At 72.1% G+C, this 22,239-nt stretch carries 16 protein-coding genes; 10 read left to right on the forward strand and 6 right to left on the reverse strand.

Going from position 1 to position 22,239, the window contains the following annotated elements; all coding sequences use genetic code 11:
- Positions 1-71: 71 nt before the first annotated feature.
- The 4 genes from QWJ13_RS20970 to QWJ13_RS20985 form a co-directional block, all read right to left on the reverse strand.
- On the reverse strand, positions 72-1,280 hold the full coding sequence (locus QWJ13_RS20970; protein ID WP_316526317.1) for an ROK family transcriptional regulator: 1,209 nt from the start codon (positions 1,278-1,280) through the stop codon (positions 72-74).
- An 18-nt stretch (positions 1,281-1,298) separates the two neighbouring features.
- Positions 1,299-1,877: a GtrA family protein gene (locus QWJ13_RS20975; RefSeq protein WP_316526319.1), complete on the reverse strand. Its 579-nt coding sequence runs from the start codon at positions 1,875-1,877 to the stop codon at positions 1,299-1,301.
- Between the two features lie 69 nt (positions 1,878-1,946).
- Entirely contained in the window at positions 1,947-4,343 is a 2,397-nt protein-coding gene (gene lon, locus QWJ13_RS20980; RefSeq protein WP_316526320.1) for an endopeptidase La, read from the reverse strand.
- 217 nt (positions 4,344-4,560) lie between these two features.
- A complete protein-coding gene (locus QWJ13_RS20985) occupies positions 4,561-5,283 on the reverse strand; it encodes a rhomboid-like protein (protein ID WP_316526321.1) in 723 nt (240 codons plus the stop codon).
- A 604-nt stretch (positions 5,284-5,887) separates the two neighbouring features.
- Here QWJ13_RS20985 and QWJ13_RS20990 point away from each other — a divergent pair.
- From QWJ13_RS20990 to QWJ13_RS21020, 7 genes are all read left to right on the forward strand, one after another.
- Positions 5,888-6,625, forward strand: a complete 738-nt coding sequence (locus QWJ13_RS20990) for a response regulator transcription factor (RefSeq protein WP_316526322.1) — start codon at positions 5,888-5,890, stop codon at positions 6,623-6,625.
- A gap of 82 nt (positions 6,626-6,707) precedes the next feature.
- Positions 6,708-7,895, forward strand: coding sequence for a sensor histidine kinase (locus QWJ13_RS20995; protein ID WP_316526324.1), 1,188 nt, complete (start codon positions 6,708-6,710; stop codon positions 7,893-7,895).
- 233 nt (positions 7,896-8,128) lie between these two features.
- Entirely contained in the window at positions 8,129-11,872 is a 3,744-nt protein-coding gene (locus QWJ13_RS21000; RefSeq protein WP_316526325.1) for a multifunctional oxoglutarate decarboxylase/oxoglutarate dehydrogenase thiamine pyrophosphate-binding subunit/dihydrolipoyllysine-residue succinyltransferase subunit, read from the forward strand.
- Between the two features lie 232 nt (positions 11,873-12,104).
- Positions 12,105-13,997 carry a serine/threonine-protein kinase gene (locus QWJ13_RS21005; protein WP_316526326.1) on the forward strand — a complete coding sequence of 631 codons (1,893 nt, stop codon included), beginning with the start codon at positions 12,105-12,107 and terminating at the stop codon, positions 13,995-13,997.
- Positions 13,998-14,048: 51 nt separating this feature from the next.
- Positions 14,049-14,228 carry a DUF6104 family protein gene (locus QWJ13_RS21010; RefSeq protein ID WP_049649445.1) on the forward strand — a complete coding sequence of 60 codons (180 nt, stop codon included), beginning with the start codon at positions 14,049-14,051 and terminating at the stop codon, positions 14,226-14,228.
- 203 nt (positions 14,229-14,431) lie between these two features.
- Positions 14,432-15,340 (forward strand): DUF4097 family beta strand repeat-containing protein, encoded by a 909-nt coding sequence (locus QWJ13_RS21015; protein WP_316526328.1) that lies wholly within the window; start codon positions 14,432-14,434, stop codon positions 15,338-15,340.
- 1 nt (position 15,341) lies between these two features.
- Positions 15,342-16,367 carry a PadR family transcriptional regulator gene (locus QWJ13_RS21020; protein WP_316526329.1) on the forward strand — a complete coding sequence of 342 codons (1,026 nt, stop codon included), beginning with the start codon at positions 15,342-15,344 and terminating at the stop codon, positions 16,365-16,367.
- A 66-nt stretch (positions 16,368-16,433) separates the two neighbouring features.
- On the opposite strand, the gene QWJ13_RS21025 is transcribed toward QWJ13_RS21020, so the two are convergent.
- Complete coding sequence (locus tag QWJ13_RS21025; RefSeq protein WP_316526330.1) at positions 16,434-17,396, reverse strand: zinc-binding dehydrogenase; 963 nt, start codon at positions 17,394-17,396, stop codon at positions 16,434-16,436.
- Between the two features lie 86 nt (positions 17,397-17,482).
- Positions 17,483-18,679 (reverse strand): NAD(P)-dependent malic enzyme, encoded by a 1,197-nt coding sequence (locus QWJ13_RS21030; protein ID WP_316526331.1) that lies wholly within the window; start codon positions 18,677-18,679, stop codon positions 17,483-17,485.
- 806 nt (positions 18,680-19,485) lie between these two features.
- On the opposite strand from QWJ13_RS21030, the gene QWJ13_RS21035 reads away from it, so the two are divergent.
- Genes QWJ13_RS21035 through QWJ13_RS21045 form a run of 3 tightly spaced genes read left to right on the forward strand, consistent with a single transcriptional unit; the run spans position 19,486 to position 22,233 of the window.
- Complete coding sequence (locus tag QWJ13_RS21035; protein ID WP_316526332.1) at positions 19,486-20,421, forward strand: ABC transporter substrate-binding protein; 936 nt, start codon at positions 19,486-19,488, stop codon at positions 20,419-20,421.
- Between the two features lie 34 nt (positions 20,422-20,455).
- Complete coding sequence (locus QWJ13_RS21040; RefSeq protein ID WP_316526333.1) at positions 20,456-21,430, forward strand: amino acid ABC transporter permease; 975 nt, start codon at positions 20,456-20,458, stop codon at positions 21,428-21,430.
- Positions 21,427-22,233, forward strand: a complete 807-nt coding sequence (locus tag QWJ13_RS21045) for an amino acid ABC transporter ATP-binding protein (protein ID WP_316526334.1) — start codon at positions 21,427-21,429, stop codon at positions 22,231-22,233. Before QWJ13_RS21040 ends, QWJ13_RS21045 begins: the two co-directional genes overlap by 4 nt.
- Positions 22,234-22,239: the final 6 nt, after the last annotated feature.

A 22,239-nucleotide genomic window follows, 5' to 3' on the forward strand; every position in this document is an offset into this window, starting at 1 on the left:
GCTGACCACGCGCGAGCCCCCGGCCACCACGGCCGGGGGCTCGCGCGTTCCCCGCGACGACAGTCAGCCGGTCAGCCGAGCGGCCCCGGATCGGCGATGACGGCCCGTACGACGCGCACCGCCGCGCCCAGCAGCGGGCCCCGGCGGCCCAGCCGGGAGACGGTCAGCCGCTCCGGTGACCACGGCCGTACCGTCACCCGGGCGGCCAGCTCGGCGCGCATCGCGGGCAGCAGCCAGGGCGCCAGCCGGGCGTAGCCGCCGCCCAGCACCACCCGGGCCGGGTCCAGCAGGTTGACCGCGCCCGCGGCGGCGGTGCCGAGCGCCGTGCCCGCCCCGGCCAGCGCGGTACGGGCCGCCGTGTTCCCGGCCCCGGCACGGTCGGCGAGCAGCGCCACCCAGTCGCCCCGGGAGCCGGTCAGGCCGGCCGCCCGCAGCACCGCCGCCTCGCCCGCGTACTGCTCCAGGCAGCCATGCGCCCCGCAGGCGCAGCGGGGCCCGCCGGGGTGGACGGGCACATGGCCGAACTCGCCGGCGAAGCCGCGCGCCCCGCGCAGCAGCCGGCCGTCGGCCACGATCGCCGCGCCGACCCCGGCCTCGGCGGAGACGTACAGGAAGTCCTCCGGGCCCTCGCCGAGCCAGCGCTCGGCCAGTCCGCCGAGGTTGGCCTCGTTGTCCGCCTCGATCGGCAGCTCGGCCAGGCCGCCGCCGGTCGCCCGCAGCGCCGGGCGCAGTTCGGCGGCCAGCGGGACGTCCTGCCAGTCCAGGTTGGCGGCCCGCTGGAGCACCCCGCCGGAGCCGCCGACCAGCCCGGGTACGGCCAGGGTGAGCCCCGCCGGGCGCAGCCCCGCCTCGGCGACGGCCTCGTCCAGCAGCCGGGCGAGGTCGGCCATCACGGCGGCCGGTTCGCGGCCGTGATTGGAGACCTCCCGGCGCCGCGCGGCGCGGACCTCCCCGCGCAGGTCGACCACGCAGGCGCCCAGGTGCCGGACCCCGATCTCGGCGCCGAGGCCGCCGGGCCCGGCCGGGTTGAGGCCGAGCGCGGTGCCGGGGCGGCCGACCTTGCCGCCGGAGGTGGCGGGGCCCTCCTCGACCACCAGCCCGGCGGCGATCAGCTGTTCGGCGAGCGAGGAGACGGCGGCCCTGGTCAGCCCCGTCCCGGCGGCCACTTCGGCGCGCGAGCGCGGGCCGCTCGCGATCACCCCGAGCACCAGGGCCAGGTTGGCCCGGCGCATCCCCTGCTGGCTGGCGGGGCCGGTCCGCAGGGCGTCCGGCTCGCGCATAAGGCTCACCTCGCCCCTTTACGGCACATCCGGTGGCATCTCGGGTGCAGCGTAGCCGGGTTCCGGGGCCGTCGTCGGGAGCAGGGCGGGCGGCACGGGCCCGGCGGGCGGGGCCGGCCGGGCGGGCGGGGCGAAGACCCAGCGCCGCATCGCCCAGTAGCGGAACAGCATCGCCACGAAGGTGCCGACGACCATCCCGCTGAGGAAGTCCGCGAGCTCCTGCTGGACGGGGTCGATGTACGGCTCGCGCAGGTCCAGCAGGTACCGGGAGGCCGCCAGCGGTACGTCGTTGACGGCGATCGCCACCGCGCTGACCAGGAGGAACATCAGCACCTCCCGCTGCCGGCCGTCGGCCCGGAACGCCCAGCGGCGGTTCAGCACGTACGAGACGGCGGTGCCGATCACCGTCGCCACCGTCAGCGCGACCACCGGTTTGTGTTCCAGCACGGTGAACTTCAGCCCGAAGTTGATCGCCGTGGTGAGCACGAAGCAGCCGCTGCCCACCAGCAGGAACTTCACCAGCCGGCGGTGCCGCACCAGGAAGGGGCGCAGCCGTTCGGGCACCCGGGCCAGGGCGCGCTGCGTGGGGGACGGCATCTCCGCAGTGTCGCACGCGGGGATGCCGTCGCCCCTTCACTCGGCGGTGGCGACTCGGGCGGTAGCGGCTCAGGCGGCCGCGACCAGCACCTCGGCCGGCTCCAGCGCCAGCTCCAGGACCTCCCTCACGTCAGCCACCGGGTGCACGGTGAGCCGCTTCAGCACCTCGGCCGGGACGTCGTCCAGGTCGGCCTCGTTGCGCTTGGGGATGATCACCGTGGTGAGCCCGGCCCGGTCGGCGGCCAGCAGCTTCTGCTTCAGCCCGCCGATCGGCAGCACCCGCCCGGTCAGCGAGACCTCGCCCGTCATCGCCACGTCGGTGCGCACCCTGCGGCCGGAGAGCAGCGAGGCCAGCGCCGTCGTCATGGTGATGCCGGCGCTCGGCCCGTCCTTGGGGACGGCTCCGGCCGGGATGTGCAGGTGCACGCCGCGGTCGCGCAGCGAGGTGACGGGCAGCTCCAGCTCGGCCCCGCGCGAGCGCAGGTAGGAGAGCGCGATGTGCGCGGACTCCTTCATCACGTCGCCCAGCTGGCCGGTGAGGGTCACCCCGGTGCCGCCCGTCTCGGCGTCGGCCAGCGAGGCCTCGATGTAGAGGACGTCGCCGCCGGCGCCCGTCACCGCGAGGCCGGTGGCCACGCCGGGGACGGCGGTGCGGCGCTCGGCCGGCTCCTGGGCGGACTCCGGCACGTGGTGCGGCCGGCCGATCAGGGCGCGCAGGTCCTGCGGGCCGACGGCGGCGGGCAGTTCGCGCTCGCCCAGCTCGGCCTGCGCGGCGATCTTGCGCAGCACCCGGGCGATCGAGCGCTCCAGGCCCCGGACCCCGGCCTCCCGGGTGTACTCCCCGGCGAGCCGGCGCAGTGCCTCCTCGCCCACGGTGACCTGCTCGCCGCCGAGGCCGGCCTTCTCCAGCTGGCGCGGGAGCAGGTGGTCGCGGGCGATGACGACCTTCTCGTCCTCGGTGTAGCCGTCCAGCCGGACCAGCTCCATCCGGTCGAGCAGCGGCTCGGGGATGGCCTCCAGGACGTTGGCGGTGGCGAGGAAGACGACGTCGGAGAGGTCGAGCTCGACCTCCAGGTAGTGGTCGCGGAAGGTGTGGTTCTGCGCCGGGTCCAGCACCTCCAGCAGGGCGGCGGCCGGGTCGCCCCGGTAGTCGGAGCCGACCTTGTCGATCTCGTCGAGCAGGACGACCGGGTTCATCGAGCCGGCCTCCTTGATCGCCCGCACCAGGCGACCGGGCAGCGCGCCGACGTAGGTGCGCCGGTGGCCGCGGATCTCCGCCTCGTCCCGGACGCCGCCGAGCGCGACCCGGACGAAGCTGCGGCCCATCGCCTTGGCGACCGACTCGGCAATGGAGGTCTTTCCGGTGCCGGGCGGGCCCACCAGGGCGAGCACCGCGCCCCCTCGGCGGCCGCCGACCAGCCCGAGCCCCTGGTCGGCCCGGCGCTTGCGGACGGCCAGGTACTCGACGATCCGCTCCTTGACGTCGGCGAGGCCCGCGTGGTCGGCGTCCAGCACCGTGCGGGCACCGGCGATGTCGTACGCGTCCTCGGTGCGCTCGCTCCAGGGCAGCTCCAGGACGGTGTCCAGCCAGGTGCGGATCCAGGAGCCCTCGGGCGACTGGTCGGAAGCGCGCTCCAGCTTGTCGACCTCCTTGAGCGCGGCCTCGCGCACCTTCTCGGGCAGGTCGGCGGCCTCGACCCGGGCCCGGTAGTCGCCCTCCTCGTCGGCGGCCTCGCCGTTCAGCTCCGCCAGCTCCTTGCGGACGGCCTCCAGCTGGCGGCGGAGCAGGAACTCCTTCTGCTGCTTGGCCACGCCCTCCTCGACGTCCTTGCGGATGGTGTCGTTGACCTCCTCCTCCGCGAGGTGGTCGCGCAGCAGGGTCAGCGCGTACTCCAGCCGGGCGACCTGGTCGGCCTCCAGCAGCACCTTGAGCTTCTGCTCGGCGGTGGCGAAGGGCGCGTAGCCGATGTTGTCGGCGAGCTCGCCGACGCCCTCGATCTGCGCCACCCGGTCGACGATCTGCCAGGCGCCGCGCTTGCGCAGCCACTGGGTGGACAGCGCCTTGTACTCCTTGACCAGTTCGGCGGCCCGGCCGGCCACCGGGGTGCCGACCGAGGACTCCTTGAACGGCGTGGTCTCCACCCAGAGGGCGGCGCCGGGGCCGGTGGTGCCGACGCCGATCCGCGCCCGCCGCACGGCGCGCACCAGCGCGGCCGGCTCGCCGTCGGCCAGCCGGCCGACCTGCTCCACGGTCGCCAGGGTGCCGGCCGCCGCGTACGAGCCGTCCACCCGCGGCACCAGCAGGACCTGCGGCTTGCCGGTGCCGGTGGCCGCGGCCCGGGCGGCCTCGACCGCCGCGCGCACCTCGGTGTCCTTCAGGTCCAGCGGGACGACCATGCCCGGCAGGACGACCTCGTCGTCCAGCGGCAGCACGGGCAGGGTGAGCGGTGTGGACGTGGATGCCATGATCTCTCCCCAGTCAGCGAACTTGAGTCGACCTGACTAAGTCTTCGCGCCCGGCGAATGTTCCCCACGCCCGGTTCGCCGTGAGCGAACACGAATCGACACGGAATGCACCACGTCCGACTCCGTCAAAAGCGCACCAAAAACACCTCAAGGGAGTCTTAAGAGACCCTGATGAAAAGGTCACCCGTCGCGGGCCGCGCCCGACCGGGCGGCGGTGTCAACGCGCCGTCCACGCCCGCGCGGGAGCACTGCCCGGAGCCGTCACGGCGGCCGGGCGCGGCCGGGGCGGGCGCCGCTCGACCCGTCGCAGCCAGCGCCACAGCGCGACCCCGGTGAGCACCGCGGCCGGGTGCCCCACCCCGGTGATCACGTCCCGGTCGCCGGCGATCTGCCCGGCGATCATCAGCCCGACGCCGCCCAGCGCCAGCACCCGCCCGGGCCGGGAGAGCAGCCCGGCCACCGCTCCCAGACAGGCGAGCACCCCGTAACTGACCCCGATGTCCAGGTAGTCCATCACCTCGGGCGCCATCCGCCCGGTCTCCACGGCGGTGATCACCACGCCCTGGGAGAGCAGCGTCGCCACCACGTGGCCGACCGCGAACACCGCCGCCGCCCTGGCCGGGCCGACCCTGCGCTCCAGCGGCGCCAGGGTGAACGCGAATCCCCACAGGTACGGCATCCACACCTCGCCGGCCACCCAGAATCCACTCAGCACAAGGGCGCGCAAAGGATGCTGGAGCAGGTTGTGCCCGTCCGAACTGGAGGCTTCCTGCAAGCGCTGGACGAGTTCCGGATCCGCGACTTTGGCGAAGGTCGTGGTGGCTCCCACGACGGCGAGATATCCGAGTGTGAAGGGCGTCCGACGGGGCATCGGCACTCGTTCCAGCAGCCACTCCAGGACTCCGGCGCGCAGCCCGAGCCGGAGCATTCCGTACGGCACCGCCGCGGCTCCGCTCCCGTCGGCACCCCGCCGAACTCCCGCCATGCCGCCTCCGCTCCGCGCCGCGTCCACCGGCCCCCGCCAGGTGCCCAACGTACCGGCGCGGGCCCCGGTTTCCGCCCGGCCGGGAGTTGTCGCGGACACGGTACGTCGAGGTTCTGAGAGGCACCTGGGAAAAGCCCGTGAAGACCGTCGCCGCGGCGGACCGCCGGATTCCCGGCATTGGTCCAGACCTTCTCCCCAATAACGCGGCAGCACGGCCTCTGACCGGCGACTTGGCGTCAACTGGACTGCATACGTACCGTTACGCAGAGAAAATTCGCCGGGTAAGGTATCGGCCCGTGCCCACTCGTGCAGTGGGTCCGAGGGCGGCCCGACAGCCGGCCCACGGGCCGGAAACGTCCGGTCCACCTGCCGGGAAGCATCCGCTGTCCGTACGCTGCGAAGTGCGCGGGAGAAGTGGGCGGCCGACCATCCGTCCTCGGCTCCCGATCGCGCGACGGGACGGCGGACCCGGCACAGTCCACGACGGAACAAGACTACGAGCGGAGCCCGCCATCCCCACAGGTGGCCGGCCCGCAGCCCTGGGGGCGGTGGCGTGACCGTGACAGAAATTCAGCAGGACAACCACAACACCGGTGGCACTGTGAGCAGCCAGCGCAGAGTCCTGGTGGTGGAGGACGAGCCCACGATCGCCGAGTCGATCGCCGCCCGTCTGGGCGCCGAGGGCTTCAAGGTCGCCGTGGCCCACGACGGCCCCGGCGCGGTCGACGGCTTCCACACCTGGCAGCCGGACCTGGTGGTCCTCGACATCATGCTGCCCGGCTTCGACGGCCTGGAGGTGTGCCGCCGGATCCAGGCCCAGCGCCCGGTGCCGGTGCTGATGCTGACCGCCCGTGACGACGAGACGGACCTGCTGGTCGGCCTCGGCGTGGGCGCGGACGACTACATGACCAAGCCGTTCTCGATGCGCGAACTGGCCGCCCGCGTCAACGTCCTGCTGCGCCGCGTCGAGCGCGCCCAGCAGGCCGCCCGCACGCCCGCGCTGGGCAGCCTGCGCTTCGGCGAACTGGAGATCGACCACGTGCAGCGCCGGGTCCGGCTGGCCGCGGGCGACGTCCACCTGACGCCGACCGAGTTCGACCTGCTCGCCTGCCTGGCCGCCCAGCCGCGCGCGGTGCTCACCCGTGAGCAGCTGCTGGCCGAGGTCTGGGACTGGACCGACGCCTCCGGCACCCGCACCGTGGACAGCCACGTCAAGGCGCTGCGCCGGAAGATCGGCGCCAGCTGGATCCGCACCGTCCACGGCGTCGGCTACGCGCTGGAGGCCCCGCTCTCCTGACGGCGATCCGCCTCGAAGACGGGCCACCGGGGGCCCGTGTCGGGGACGACGCCGTGCCACCACGCGGGGACCACAGGAGACCATGACCTTTCCACAGCAACGCAACGGGGAATCCGACGGCGCGCGGCCGCAGAACCTGGCCGCCCGCGCCGCCCATCGGGTCTGGGCCGACATCAGGCCGCTCGACCCGGTCCGGTCGATCAAGGGCAAGCTCGCCCTGCTCGTGGTCGTCTCCGTGTTCCTCGCCACCGGGATGGTGGTGATGGCGATCCGGTCCGAGACCCAGATCCGGATCATCATGATCTTCTCCATGATCGCCTCGCTGCTCTTCATGCAGTTCCTCGCGCACGGGCTGACCGCCCCGCTGCGCGAGATGACGGAGGCCTCCCGCGCGATGGCCTCCGGCGACTACAGCCGCCGGGTCGAGGTGAGCTCGCGCGACGAGATCGGCGAGCTGGCGGCCGCCTTCAACGCGATGGCCGCCGACCTCCAGGCCGCCGACCGGCACCGCCGCGAGCTGGTCGCCAACGTCTCGCACGAGCTGCGCACCCCGATCGCCGCACTGCGCGCCGTCCTGGAGAACGTGGTGGACGGTGTCGTCCAGCCCAATCCGGCCACCCTGGGGGCGGCGCTGGAGCAGACCGAGCGGCTCGGCCGCCTGGTCACCCACCTGCTCGACCTCTCCAAGATCGACGACGGCGTGGTCGACCTGGACGCCCGCCGCTTCGAGGTGCGCGAGTTCCTGGACGGCGTGCTGCGCGGGGTCACCGTGGACGGCGCGACGGCCGGCGGCGCCTTCTCCCGACGCGGGGACGTCCGGCTGGCCCTGGAGGTCAACCCGGCCGGCCTGACCGGCGTGGCGGACCCGGAGCGGCTCCACCAGGTGGTCGCCAACCTGGTCGACAACGCCTGCAAGCACTCTCCGCCCGGCGGCACCGTGACGGTGCGGGCCAGGCCGGAGGGCGAGACGGGCGGCCTGCTGCTGGAGGTCGAGGACGAGGGCCCCGGCATCCCCCCGGCCGACCGCACCCGGGTGTTCGAACGGTTCGGTCGCAGCGGCACCGCGACCGCCGCCGGTCCGGGCGCGGACGGCGGCACCGGACTGGGCCTGGCCATCGCCCGCTGGGCGGTCGACCTGCACGGCGGGCGGATCGCGGTGGCCGAGTCCCCGCGCGGCTGCCGGATCGAGGTCCGGCTGCCCGGCCCGCGACAGGGCGATGGTCAGGACATTTGTCACAAGTCCGACACAGAGCCACACAAAGATCGTTAGAAGATTTGGTCGAGGTTTTGTCCGATTTCGTCCGGGTATGAACCCTGTTCGACGCCGATCGGTTCCCCTCAGATACGGCTTTCTAACGTACTTTTTCGGCCAAACTCCAGGTCAGGACTGTGATCTGGACGACGCCTGGCCCCCGGGGACTGCGCGATCACCGGTCAGGGGCGTAGCCTTAATCCCCGCTGTCCAAACATCCCAAAAGGAAGCGGAAGAGGGCGGTTGCCGCCGTGTCGCCACAGTCCCCTGAAACCCCCAACAGCTCGGCAAGCTCCACTGGCTTCGGCCCCAATGAGTGGCTCGTCGACGAGATCTACCAGCAGTACCTCCAGGACCCGAACTCGGTCGACCGAGCCTGGTGGGACTTTTTCGCCGACTACAAGCCCGGTACCGAGGTGACCCCAGTGACCCAGGCCGCGACCCAGGCCGGCTCCACGCCGACCCCTGCCGCTGCCCCCGCGCCCGCCGTTCCCACGGCCGCGCCCGCCACCGCTCCGGCTGCCCCGGCCCCGGCCCCGGCCGCCGCTCCGGCCCCGCTCGCCGCCGCGCCCGCCGCGCCCCCGGCCCCCAAGGCCGCCCCGGCGCCGGCCGCGCCCGCGACCGCCGCCGCCGGCCCCGAGCTGGTCCAGCTGCGCGGCCCGGCGAAGGCCGTCGCCACCAACATGGACGCCTCGCTGGAGGTGCCGACCGCGACCTCGGTCCGCGCCGTCCCGGCGAAGCTGTTGATCGACAACCGCATCGTCATCAACAACCACCTCCAGCGCGCGCGCGGCGGCAAGGTCTCCTTCACCCACCTGATCGGTTACGCCCTGGTCCAGGCCGTCAAGGCCGCCCCGGGCATGAACTACAGCTACAAGGTGGAGAACGGCAAGGCCTTCCTGGTCAAGCCGGAGCACGTCAACCTGGGCCTGGCCATCGACCTGGTCAAGCCGAACGGTGACCGCCAGCTGGTCGTCGCGGCCATCAAGAAGGCCGAGACCCTCGACTTCTTCGGCTTCTGGCAGGCCTACGAGGACATCGTCCGCCGGGCCCGCGCCAACAAGCTGACCATGGACGACTTCACCGGCGTCACGGTCTCGCTGACCAACCCCGGCGGCATCGGCACCGTGCACTCCGTGCCGCGCCTGATGCAGAACCAGGGCACCATCGTCGGCGTCGGCGCCATGGAGTACCCGGCCGAGTTCCAGGGCTCCGCCCCGGAGACCCTGTCCCGCCTGGGCGTCTCCAAGATCATGACGCTGACCTCGACCTACGACCACCGCGTCATCCAGGGCGCGGCGTCCGGCGAGTTCCTGCGCGAGATCCACCGTCTGCTGCTCGGCGAGAACGGCTTCTACGACGAGATCTTCGAGTCGCTGCGGATCCCGTACGAGCCGGTCCGCTGGGCCACCGACGTCGCCACCACCCACGACGACGAGGTCAACAAGACCGCGCGCGTCATGGAGCTGATCCACTCCTACCGGGTCCGCGGTCACCTGATGGCCGACACCGACCCGCTGGAGTACAAGCAGCGCAAGCACCCCGACCTGGACGTCACCACCCACGGCCTCACCCTGTGGGACCTGGAGCGCGAGTTCGCGGTCGGCGGCTTCGGCGGCCAGAAGATGATGAAGCTCCGCGACATCCTCGGCCTGCTGCGCAACACGTACTGCCGCACCGTCGGCATCGAGTACATGCACATCCAGGACCCGACGCAGCGCAAGTGGCTGCAGGACCGCCTGGAGAAGCCGTACACGAAGCCGGAGCGCGAGGAGCAGCTGCGGATCCTCCGCCGCCTGAACTCGGCCGAGGCCTTCGAGACCTTCCTCCAGACCAAGTACGTCGGGCAGAAGCGCTTCTCGCTGGAGGGCGGCGAGTCGCTCATCCCGCTGCTGGACGCCACCATCGACGCCGCCGCCGAGCACCGCCTCGACGAGGCCGTCATCGGCATGGCCCACCGCGGCCGCCTGAACGTGCTGGCCAACATCGTCGGCAAGCCGTACGGCAAGATCTTCGGCGAGTTCGAGGGCAACCTCGATCCGAAGTCGATGCACGGCTCCGGCGACGTCAAGTACCACCTGGGCTCCGAGGGCACCTTCACCGGCCTGGACGGCGAGACCATCAAGGTCTCGCTCGCCGCGAACCCCTCCCACCTGGAGGCCGTGGACCCGGTCGTCGAGGGCATCGCCCGCGCCAAGCAGGACATCCTGGACCAGGGCGGCACGACCTTCCCGGTGCTGCCGATCCAGATCCACGGTGACGCGGCCTTCGCCGGCCAGGGCGTCGTCGCGGAGACCCTGAACATGTCGCAGCTGCGCGGCTACCGCACCGGCGGCACCGTGCACATCGTGGTCAACAACCAGGTCGGCTTCACCGCCGCCCCGGCCAGCAGCCGCTCGTCGATGTACTCCACCGACGTGGCGCGGATGATCGAGGCCCCGATCTTCCACGTGAACGGCGACGACCCGGAGGCCGTGGTCCGCGTCGCGCGGCTCGCCTTCGAGTTCCGCGAGACGTTCCACAAGGACGTCGTGATCGACCTCATCTGCTACCGCCGCCGCGGTCACAACGAGGCCGACAACCCGTCTTTCACCCAGCCGCTGATGTACGACCTGATCGACAAGAAGCGCTCGGTGCGCAAGCTGTACACCGAGGGCCTGATCGGTCGCGGCGACATCACCATGGAAGAGGCGGAGCAGGCGCTCCAGGACTTCCAGGGCCAGCTGGAGAAGGTCTTCGCCGAGGTCCGCGACGCGGCCCAGGCGCCGGCCGACGCCACCGCCGGCAAGCCGGTCGCCGACTTCCCGGTCTCCATCCAGACCGGCATCTCCCAGGAGATGGTCAAGCGGATCGCCGCCTCGCAGGTCAACCACCCGGACTGGCTGACCGTCCACCCGCGCCTGGTGCCGCAGCTCCAGCGCCGCGCCGCCTCGGTCGAGGACAACACCATCGACTGGGCGATGGGCGAGACCCTCGCCATCGGCTCGCTGCTCATGGAGGGCCACCCGGTCCGCCTGGCCGGCCAGGACAGCCGCCGCGGCACCTTCGGCCAGCGGCACGCCGTCCTGATCGACCGCAAGACCGGCGAGGACTACACCCCCCTCCAGTACCTCACCGAGGACCAGGCCCGCTACACCGTCTACGACAGCCTGCTGTCGGAGTACGCGGCCATGGGCTTCGAGTACGGCTACTCGCTGACCCGCCCGAACGCGCTGGTCATGTGGGAGGCGCAGTTCGGCGACTTCGTCAACGGCGCGCAGACCGTGGTGGACGAGTACATCGCCTCCGCCGAGCAGAAGTGGGGCCAGCACTCCGGCGTCACCCTGCTGCTGCCGCACGGCTACGAGGGCCAGGGCCCGGACCACTCGTCCGCCCGCCCGGAGCGCTTCCTCCAGCTGTGCGCGCAGAACAACATGACGGTCGCCATGCCGACCCTGCCGTCGAACTACTTCCACCTGCTGCGCTGGCAGGCGCACAACCCGCACCACAAGCCGCTGGTCGTCTTCACCCCGAAGTCGATGCTGCGTCTGAAGGCCGCGGCGAGTGCGACGGAGGAGTTCCTGTCCGGCTCCTTCCGCCCGGTCATCGGCGACTCCACCGTCGACCCGGCGCAGGTCCGCAAGGTGATCATCACCGCCGGCAAGTTCTACTACGACCTGGAGGCCGCCCGCACCGAGCGCGGCGTCACCGACACCGCGATCGTCCGGGTCGAGCGGCTCTACCCGCTGCCGGTGGCCGAGCTCCAGGAGGAGCTGGCCCGCTACGGCGACGACGTCCAGTTCGTCTGGGCCCAGGAGGAGCCGGCCAACCAGGGTGCCTGGCCGTTCATCGCGATGAACCTGGTCGACCACCTCCAGGTCGTCATCGGCCGCAGCGGCGGCGACGCCCGTCTGCGCCGGGTGGCCCGTCCGGCCGCCTCGTCGCCGGCCGTCGGCTCGGCCAAGCGGCACGCCGCCGAGCAGCAGGCGCTGGTCGAGGAGGTCTTCGCGCTCTGACGCGCCGAGACCCCCGCTGTTCGAACGCCCGCGGCCCCGCTCTCCCCACCGGGAGGGCGGGGCCGCGGGCGTTCCCGTAGGTCCCAGCTCTGCAACCAAACCCGAACCCCGGTGTGCGAGCTCCTGACGGGTCGATAGGTTATGCCTCGCCGGTCGGCAGCCCCGGCGCCCGTCGTCGCGCCCGGCCGCCACGGCCGTACCGCCTCACCGCACTCCCAGGGGGATCCACCAGATGACCGCCGACACGCCTCGGGACGCCGACCGGCTCCCGCCGGTCTTCCAGCCGCTCCTCCCGGACGACCCCCGGGACGTCGGCGGCTACCGGCTGTTCGCCCGGCTCGGCGCCGGCGGCATGGGCCGGGTCTACCTCTCGTACACCCCGGGCGGGCGCCCGGTCGCGCTCAAGGTGGTGCGCCCGGAGTTCGCCGAGGACGGCGAGTTCCGCCGCCGCTTCGCCCAGGAAGTCAGCAACGCCCAGCGCATCCACGGGCTCTACACCGCCCAGGTGATCGACTCCGGCGGCCTGGACTCCGACGCCCCCTGGCTGGTCACCGCGTACGTGCCGGGCCCGTCCCTCCAGCAGGTGGTGCGCGAGCACGGCGCGCTGCCGGCGCGCACCGTGCTGCTGCTGATGGGCGGCATCGCCGAGGCCCTCCAGGCGATCCACAGCGTCGAGGTGGTCCACCGCGACCTCAAGCCCGCCAACGTGCTGGTCGCCGGGGACGGCCCGCGGGTGATCGACTTCGGCATCGCCCGGGCCGCCGACGCCACCGCGCTGACCGGCACCGGCTACCGGATCGGCTCCCCCGCCTTCATGTCCCCCGAGCAGGCCCAGGGCCGCCCGGTCACCCCGGCCACCGACGTCTTCGCGCTCGGCGCCCTGGCCGCGTACGTGGCCGGCGGCACCGCGCCGTTCGGCGACGGCCCGGACACCGCGGTGCTCTACCGGGTGGTGCACGAGGAGCCGGACCTGACGGCCGTCCCGGCGGACCTGCGCGAGCTGATCCAGCGCTGCCTGGCGAAGAGCCCGGAGGACCGCCCGAAGCCCGCCGAGATCATCCAGGTGGCCCGCAACCACCCGGAGGTCGGCGGCCAGCTGCGGTTCGGCGACGACTGGCTGCCGCGCCAGGTCAACACCGAGATCACCCGCCGCTCCGACCTGCCCAAGACGCCCCCCACCCCGCTGCCGGCCGCGCCCGCCACCTCGCCGAGCACGCCGCCCGCGATGCCGGCCGCTCCCCCGCCGCCGGCCGCCGCCCCGACCCACCCGGCGACCGCCGTACACCCGCCGCGGCAGCCCTCGACGCCCCCGCCCGGCTTCGCGCCGCCGCCGGTCGGCTCGTACGGCGCCCCGCAGCCGCCCACCGAGTCGCCGACCGCCCCGGTGCGGCCCACCCCGCCGACCGCCCACCTGCGGCCGGAGCCGCCGACCTACGACACCCCGCCGCCCGGCCCGGTGGTCACCGCCGCCCCGGCCCCCGAGCCGGAGCCGGAGGCCCGGCGCAAGGGCGGGGTGTCCTGGAAGATGCTGCTCACCGTCGCCCTGGTGATGGCCGTCGGCGGCACGGCCGGCGGCGTGGTGCTGATGAAGAAGCTGGACGACGGCAAGACCCCCGAGGCCAAACCGGCGGTCACCGTCACCCGGCCCTCCGACCCGCTGCCGCCCGCCTCGACCGCCCCGACCCGGCCGTCCCCGTCGGCGACGTCGGCCACCTCGGCCACCTCCGCCCCGGCGGTCTCCGCCGGCCCGGCGAAGTACACGGTCGTCTACGAGGACCGTGAGCTGACCGCGCCGAGCCGCAGCTACAACTTCGACCTGACGGCGGGCAAGGTGGCCCCGACCACGAGCGGCAACGCGTGGGTCCTCAGCCCGAACTACGGCAAGCTCAGCTACGACGGGGACGCCTACATCCCCCAGGACTCCACCCTGACGCCCGAGCAGTGCTCGGCCGCCGTCGAGAAGGAGCCGGCGGGCAACCTGGACTACAACGCCCTGCCCCAGGGCCGGTTGTTCTGCGTCCGCAGCCGCACCAACGGCAACATCGCGATCGCCAAGGTCGTCTCCATCGACGACAACAGCGGCTCGGTCAAGCTCTCGCTGGCGCTCTACCGCAAGGAAGGCTGACCGGACCCGTCTATCCTGACCAGGTCAATCCCCATCCGACCGGAGCGAACCGTGTACTTCACCGACCGAGGCATCGAGGAGCTGGAGAACCGGCGCGGCGAGGAGGAGGTCACCCTGGGGTGGCTGGCCGAGCAGCTGCGCACCTTCGTGGACCTCAACCCGGACTTCGAGGTCCCGGTCGAGCGGCTGGCCACCTGGCTGGCGCGGCTCGACGACGAGGACGACGAGTGACCCGGTGAAAGCCGGCGTCAGGCCCGGGAGGCAACCGCCTCCCGGGCCTGACGCGTGTCCGGGGCCGGAAACCCGTAGGGGAGGGCTCCGGGGCGGGTCGGGGTCGGGTTCGGGGATCGGCACGCTTGACTCTCCCGGTACGCGATATATCGTCTTTAGAAGAGAACGCGATACATCGCGATCCGCGACGGGAGGCGGCAGAGATGAGCCAGTGGACGGTCGAGGGCACCGAGAGGATCACCTTCGACGAGACGGTGCGCGCGCTGCACGTGCGGACCATCGAGGGCACCGTGAACGTGGTCGCGGCCGAGGGCCCGGCCCGTCTGGAGGTCACCGAGCTGGTCGGCGACCCGCTGCACGTGACGCTGGTGGACGGCGTCCTGACGGTCACCTACAAGGACATCAACAGCTGGGGCGAGTTCGGCGACTGGCTCAAGTCGGTCGGCTCGGTGAAGAACTTCTTCGGCACCTTCAAGCGCAAGCGGATCGCCGGCGTCACGCTGACCGTCCCGGCCGAGGCCGAGGTCAAGGTCGGCACCGTGTCGGCCGACGCCACCGTCAGCGGCGTCTCCGGGCACGTCTCGGTGCAGAGCGCCAACGGCGACACCACCTTCGCCGGGGTGACCGGCCGGATCGACGCGACCACCGTCACCGGCGACGTGGACGCCCAGGCCGTGGGCGGCCAGCTCAAGGTCAACACCGTCTCCGGCCGGCTCACCGTGATCGCCGGCACCGCCGACCGGGTCCAGGCCAACACCGTCACCGGCGCCGTCACCCTGGACCTCGACGTGGCCGGGGAGACCGACGTCAAGGTCAACACCGTCAGCGGCCCGGTCGTGGTCCGGATCCCCTCCGTCGCCGACGCCACCGTCCAGGCCGGCTCCACCAGCGGCGACGTCTCCAGCACCTTCGAGCAGCTCCAGATGAGCAGCACCTGGGGCGCCAAGAAGATCTCCGGCCAGCTGGGCGAGGGCCGCGGCAACCTCAACGTCACCACCGTCTCCGGCGCCGTCACCGTGCTGCGCCGCCCCGACGCGGAGGACGAGGGCCCGGTGGTGGTCAAGGAGCTTCCGGCCGGCCCCGGCACGCCCAACCTCACCAAGGAGGCCTGACATGACCCCCGTGTTCGGCCACGGTCGGCTCCGGCTCTACCTGTTGAAGCTGCTGGACGAGGCGCCGCGGCACGGTTACGAGGTGATCCGGCTGCTGGAGGAGCGGTTCCAGGGCCTGTACGCCCCCTCGGCCGGGACGGTCTACCCGCGGCTGGCCAAGCTGGAGCAGGAGGGCCTGGTCACCCACACCACCGAGGGCGGCCGCAAGGTGTACCGGCTGACCGACGCCGGACGCACCGAACTCGAAGCCCGGCAGGGCGAGTTGGACGAGCTGGAGCTGGAGATCCACGACTCCGTGGCGCAGCTCGCCGGGGCGATCCGGGAGGACGTCCGGGACAGCGCCAAGGACCTGCGCGAGGAGCTGTGGAACGCCGCGAAGCAGGCGCCCCGGCCGGAGCGCACCGAGCGGCCCGGGGACCCGTGGGCCGGGCCCTGGGGCGAGAACGAGTCCTGGCAGCGCGCCAAGGAGGAGTTCGCCCAGTTCAAGCAGCAGGCCAAGGAGCAGGCCAAGCGCGCCCGGGAGCAGGAGAAGGCCGCCAAGGCCAAGGCGAAGGCCGCCGAGGAGGAGGCCCGCCGGCTGCGCGAGCAGGCCAAGGCCTCGCGCACCGCCGCCCAGCAGGAGGCGCTGCGGATCAAGCGCCGCGTCGAGCAGCAGGTGCGCGAGCACGCCGCCAAGGGCGACTGGCCGACCGGGCTGGCCGAGGGCCTGTCCGAGCTGACCAAGGGCCTGTCCGGGCTGGCCGACGCGGCCCGCTGGGGCCATGTCGCGGAGGAGCCCGCCGAGAAGGTCACGGTGACCAGGATCGACCTGGACGAGGACGAGCCCGGCACCCCGGCCGACCTGCCCTCGTGGGCCCGTACCGACCCGGCCGGGGACCCGGCCCGGGAGCTGGAGCGGCTGCTCGACCGCTTCCGCGACCAGGTCCGCGACGCGGCCCGGGACGGCGGGGTGGGCCCGGACCGGCTGGCCGAGGCCGGCGCGGTGCTGGGTGCCGCGGGCGAGCGGCTGAAGCGGCTGCTCGGCTGAGCATCCGTACGGTCCGGCCCGGTGCCTCTCGATGGAGGGCGCCGGGCCGCCGTGGGTGTCAGGACGTCAGGGCGTGAGGACGATCTTGCCGAAGACGTCGCCCTTGGCCAGCCGGGCGAAGCCCTCTCGCGCCTCGGCCAGCGGCAGCACCGAGTCGATCACCGGCCGGACGCCGGTGTTGGCGCAGAACGCGAGCAGCCCGGCCAGCTCCTCCTTGGTGCCCATGGTCGAGCCGACCACCTTGAGCTCCAGGAAGAAGATCCGGTTCAGCTCGGCGGAGCCGGGGTTGGGGCCGGAGGTGGCCCCGGAGATGACGATGGTGCCGCCCGGGCGCAGCGACTTCACCGAGTGGGACCAGGTCGCGGCGCCGACCGTCTCCATCACCGCGTCCACCCGCTCGGGCAGCCGGGCACCGCTCTCGAAGGCCGCGTCGGCGCCGAGCTCCACCGCCCGGGCGCGCTTGGCCTCGTCCCGTCCGGTGACCCAGACCCGCAGGCCGGCCGCCTTGCCGAGGACGACCAGCGCGGTCGCCACCCCGCCGCCGGCCCCCTGGACCAGGACGGTGTCTCCGGGCTTGACCCCGGCGTTGGTGAACAGCATCCGGTAGGCCGTCAGCCAGGCGGTGGGCAGGCAGGCGGCCTGTTCGAAGCTCAGTCCGGCGGGCTTGGGCAGCAGGTTCCAGGTGGGCACCGCGACCTGCTGGGCGAAGGTGCCCTGGTAGCGCTCGGTGAGGATGGAGCGCGGCTCGTCGGGGCCGACCCCGTGGCCGCTCTGGCCGATCACCGAGTGGAGGACCACCTCGTTGCCGTGCTCGTCGACGCCGGCGGCGTCGCACCCGAGGATCATCGGCAGCTTCTCGGCGGGCAGGCCGACCCCGCGCAGCGACCACAGATCGTGGTGGTTGAGGCTGGCGGCCCGGACCGTGACCACGCTCCACCCGGGACGGGCCTGCGGCTCGGGGAGGTCACCCAGCTCCAGCCCGCTCAGCGGGTCGGCGGCGTCGATACGTGCGGCGTAGGCAGCGAACATGCCACCGCACGATAGCCGCGACGACCCGGGGCCGGAACCACGTCACGATGTGACGCGTGTCCCGGCCCCGGGTTGTTTGCGGATCGTCAGATCCGCGCCACGCCCTCGGCCCGGGCGGCCTCGGCGACGGCCTTGGTGACCGCCGGCGCGACCCGCTCGTCGAACGGCGAGGGGATGACCTTCTGCGGCGTCAGCTCGTCGGCCACCACGCCGGCCAGCGCCTTGGCGGCGGCCAGCTTCATGCCCTCGGTGATCCGGGAGGCGCGGACCTGGAGGGCGCCCGCGAAGATGCCCGGGAAGGCCAGCACGTTGTTGATCTGGTTCGGGAAGTCGCTGCGGCCGGTGGCGACCACGGCGGCGTACTTGTGCGCGACCTCGGGGTGGATCTCCGGGGTGGGGTTGGCCATCGCGAAGATGAACGCGCCCTCGGCCATGGTCGCCACGACCTCCTCCGGGATGGTGCCGCCGGAGACGCCGATGAACACGTCGGCGCCGGCCAGCGCCTCGGCCAGCGAGCCCTTGAGGCCGGTGCGGTTGGTCCGCGCGGCGATCTCGGCCTTGACGTCGGTGAGGTCGCCGCGGCCCTCGTACACCACGCCCTTGCGGTCGCAGACGGCCACGTCGCCGATGCCGGCCGCGACCAGCATCTTGGCGATGGCGATGCCGGCCGCGCCGGCGCCGGAGATGACGGCCCGCAGCGAGCCGATCTCACGGCCGGTCACCTTGGCCGCGTTCCACAGGGCGGCGGTGGAGACGATCGCGGTGCCGTGCTGGTCGTCATGGAAGACCGGGATGTCCAGGGCCTCCTGGAGCCGGCGCTCGATCTCGAAGCAGCGGGGGGCGGAGATGTCCTCCAGGTTGACGCCGCCGAAGGAGGGCGCCAGCCGGACCACGGTCTCGACGATCTCGTCGACCCCGGTGCAGTCGAGCGCGATCGGCACCGCGTCCACGCCGGCGAACTGCTTGAACAGGATCGCCTTGCCCTCCATCACCGGCAGCGAGGCCTGCGGGCCGATGTCGCCGAGGCCCAGCACCGCGGTGCCGTCGGTGACCACCGCGACGGTGTTGGACTTCCAGGTGTAGTCGTTGACCAGCTCCGGCTGCTCGGCGATGGCCGTGCAGACCCGGGCGACACCGGGGGTGTAGGCGAGGGACAGGTCGTCCGCGTCGCGCACCGGGACGGTCGCCCGGATCTCCATCTTGCCGCCCCGGTGGAGCGCGAAGACCGCGTCGACCGGATCGTCGGTGTCCTGAGTACTGCTGTGGATGATCTCCGCTGCCACGATGACCTCTTCGTCAGTGATCTGGCGAGGGCACACGACCGACGGGCGAACGACCCGTCCGGAAACCGGAAACCGGGTACGCCGAAGCGGACCCGGGGAGAGGGTCGGGGCGCTGCCGTCGGGCGGCGCCCTCGGATGAGGGTGTTATTGGGTCTGGTGTTGTCCGTGTTGTGCTTCCCGCCCGAGCGTAGGTCGGACGAGGGCATCGCACCTATGCCTTTTCGTCCTCGTCACGTACGGTTCATCGCCGCGCTGTCGCGTCGCGGGGCCCGGCATCGCGAGAGCCGGGCTCCGGCGGCGGCAACGGCATGAGCGCACGCACACCCGCGGGGTGAACACAGATCCGAAAGGGAGTCGGGTGTTCCGGATACGGAGCCACGTGAGGACTTCCGTTCCTGAGCACCCCGAGCCTGTCGGGGCTCGTCGGTCTGGTTCGAGCGTTCGGGGGTCACCCGGTGACGATTCTGACATACCCGCCGCCGGGCCCGGCAGGCCGGGATGGAACGCTCCGGTCCGCATACCTATGCGCGGAGTGACAGGTCCACCGGCTGGGTCCGAATAGCGGACAGCGTGACCCCTCGTTATCCGATTTTGATCTGGATGACGGTCATCTGACTGTCATCAGATGGCAGGATTCCCCCCATCTCCGATCGAGTCGGCCCCTGGTCGAGGCGGTTCGGTCGACGGCCACCTCGGCGGAGGGTGGCGGAAGCAGTACCTGGTACCACCCCGGGCGGCCTCCATGTGCCCCGGGCAATCGCACCACCGGCCTGCACGTCTCTCCCCCCAGGATGGAGATCCCCCTCATGACCGCCCGTACCCAGCGCAACCGCCTCTTCGCGGCCGGCCTGGTCGCCGCCTCCGTCTCCCTCGTGCTGACCGGTTGCGGCAGCAGCGGCAGCAAGGACGAAGGCAGTGGCGCCCCCAACGCCTCCGCGACCGTCAACGAGGTCAAGGCCGACCCCAAGCTGGCCCCGCTCGTCCCCGAGGACGTCAAGGCGGCCGGCAAGCTGCTGGTCGGCGCGGACGCCTCCTACGCGCCGGACGAGTTCAAGGACGACAACGGCAAGGTCATCGGCATGGACGTCGACCTGGCCAACGCCATCGCCGCCAAGCTCGGCCTCAAGGCCGAGGTCCAGGACTCCGGCTTCACCGCGATCCTCCCCGGCATCCAGTCGAACAAGTTCCAGCTCGGCATGTCCTCCTTCACGGACAAGAAGGAGCGCGAGGACATCGTCGACATGGTCACCTACTTCAACTCCGGCAGCGCCGTCGCGGTGAAGAAGGGCAACCCGGAGAAGATCGACCCCAAGGACCTGTGCGGCAAGAAGGTCGCCGTCCAGACCGGCACCACCCAGGCCGACGAGATCAACGACACCCGCAACCCGGACTGCGCCAAGGCCGGCAAGCCGGGCATCCAGAACGGGGGCGACAAGTTCGACCTCCAGACGGACGTCACCAACGCGGTGGTCTCCGGCCGCGACCAGGCGATGATGGCCGACTCCCAGGTCGTCGACTACGCCGTCAAGCAGTCCGGCGGCCAGCTGGAGAAGGTCGGCGAGACCTACGGCGTGGCCCCCTACGGTGTCGCCCTGGCCAAGGGCTCCAAGCTCACCCCGGCCGTCCAGGGTGCCATCCAGTCGCTGATCGACGACGGCACCTACAAGCAGATCCTCACCAAGTGGGGTGTCGAGGCCGGTGCCATCACCAAGTCGGTCGTCAACAGCGCCGCCGGCAGCTGACCGTACGCTCCATCTTCTCTCCCGAGGCCACACCGTGAACTCTTTGGACAAGGGGACGGCGCAGGAGGGACGGCCTGACACCATCAAGGCCGTCCCGGTCCGCCACCCCGGACGCTGGGCTGGCGCCGTCGTCATCGCCCTGCTCGCGGCGATGCTGCTGAGCGCCCTCTTCACCAACCCCGCTTTCAAGTGGGACATCGTCGGTCAGTACCTGTTCCACGACAGCATCATGCACGGCCTGCTGGTCACGCTGGAGCTGACCGTGCTCGCCATGCTCATGGGCGTGGTCGGCGGCATCGTCCTCGCGGTGATGCGCCTGTCCCCCAACCCCCTGCTGGCCGGCGTCGCCTGGGTCTACATCTGGATCTTCCGCGGCACCCCGGTGCTGGTGCAGCTGGTCTTCTGGAACTTCCTCGGCCTGATCTGGGCCAAGCTGTCGATCGGCGTCCCGTGGGGGCCGGAGTTCTGGTCCCAGCAGACCAACGTCCTGATCCCGACCTTCGTCGCCGCACTGCTGGGCCTCGGCCTCAACGAGGCCGCCTACATGGCGGAGATCGTCCGCGGCGGCATCCAGTCGGTGGACGAGGGCCAGGCCGAGGCCGCGCACGCGCTCGGCATGAGCCGGGCCCAGACCATGCGCCGGATCGTCCTGCCGCAGGCCATGCGGGTGATCATCCCGCCGACCGGCAACGAGACCATCTCGATGCTCAAGACCACCTCGCTGGTCTCGGTGATCTCCCTGGAGGAGATCTTCCGGGCCGGTCAGGTCATCTACTCCCGGAACTACCAGAACATCCCGCTGCTGATCGTCGTCAGCCTCTGGTACCTCTTCTTCACCTCGGTGCTGACCATCGGCCAGTACTACGTCGAGCGCCACTACGCCCGAGGCTCCAATCGCACCCTGCCGCCCACCCCGCTGCAGCGGCTGCGGGGCCTGTTCGCCGGGAAGCCCGCCCCCAAGACGGCCGCCGACGTCGTCCCGGGGATCGAGGGAGGTGGTCACGTATGACCGATCTGACCAAGACCCCGGCCCGCCCCGCCGCGGCGGCGGCCGACCTGATGGTCCGCGCCGAGAACGTGCACAAGTCCTACGGCCTGGTCGAGGTGCTCAAGGGCATCGACCTGGAGGTCCGCAAGGGCGAGGTGTTCTGCCTGATCGGCCCCTCCGGCTCCGGCAAGTCGACCTTCCTGCGGTGCATCAACCACCTGGAGAAGATCAACGGCGGCCGCCTCTGGGTGGACGGCGAGCTGGTCGGCTACCGGCAGAAGGGCGACCGGCTGCACGAGCTCAAGGACCGCGAGGTCGCCGTCAAGCGGCGCGACATCGGCATGGTCTTCCAGCGCTTCAACCTGTTCCCGCACATGACCGCGATCGAGAACGTCATGGAGGCGCCGGTCCAGGTCAAGGGCGAGACCAGGGCCGAGGCGCGCGAGCGCGGGATGGCCCTGCTGGAGCGGGTGGGCCTCGCCGACAAGGCGAAGAACTATCCCTCCCAGCTCTCCGGCGGCCAGCAGCAGCGGGTGGCGATCGCCCGCGCGCTGGCCATGAAGCCCAAGCTGATGCTCTTCGACGAGCCGACCTCCGCGCTCGACCCGGAGCTGGTCGGCGACGTCCTCGACGTCATGCGCGGCCTCGCCGAGGAGGGCATGACGATGGTGGTCGTCACCCACGAGATGGGCTTCGCCCGCGAGGTGGGCGACGCGCTGGTGTTCATGGACGGCGGCGTGGTGGTCGAGTCCGGCAACCCCCGCCAGGTGCTCACCGACCCCCAGCACGAGCGCACCCGGGCCTTCCTGTCCAAGGTGCTCTGAGAGCCG

The organism is Kitasatospora brasiliensis, from assembly GCF_032654805.1.
Taxonomy (GTDB): domain Bacteria; phylum Actinomycetota; class Actinomycetes; order Streptomycetales; family Streptomycetaceae; genus Kitasatospora; species Kitasatospora brasiliensis.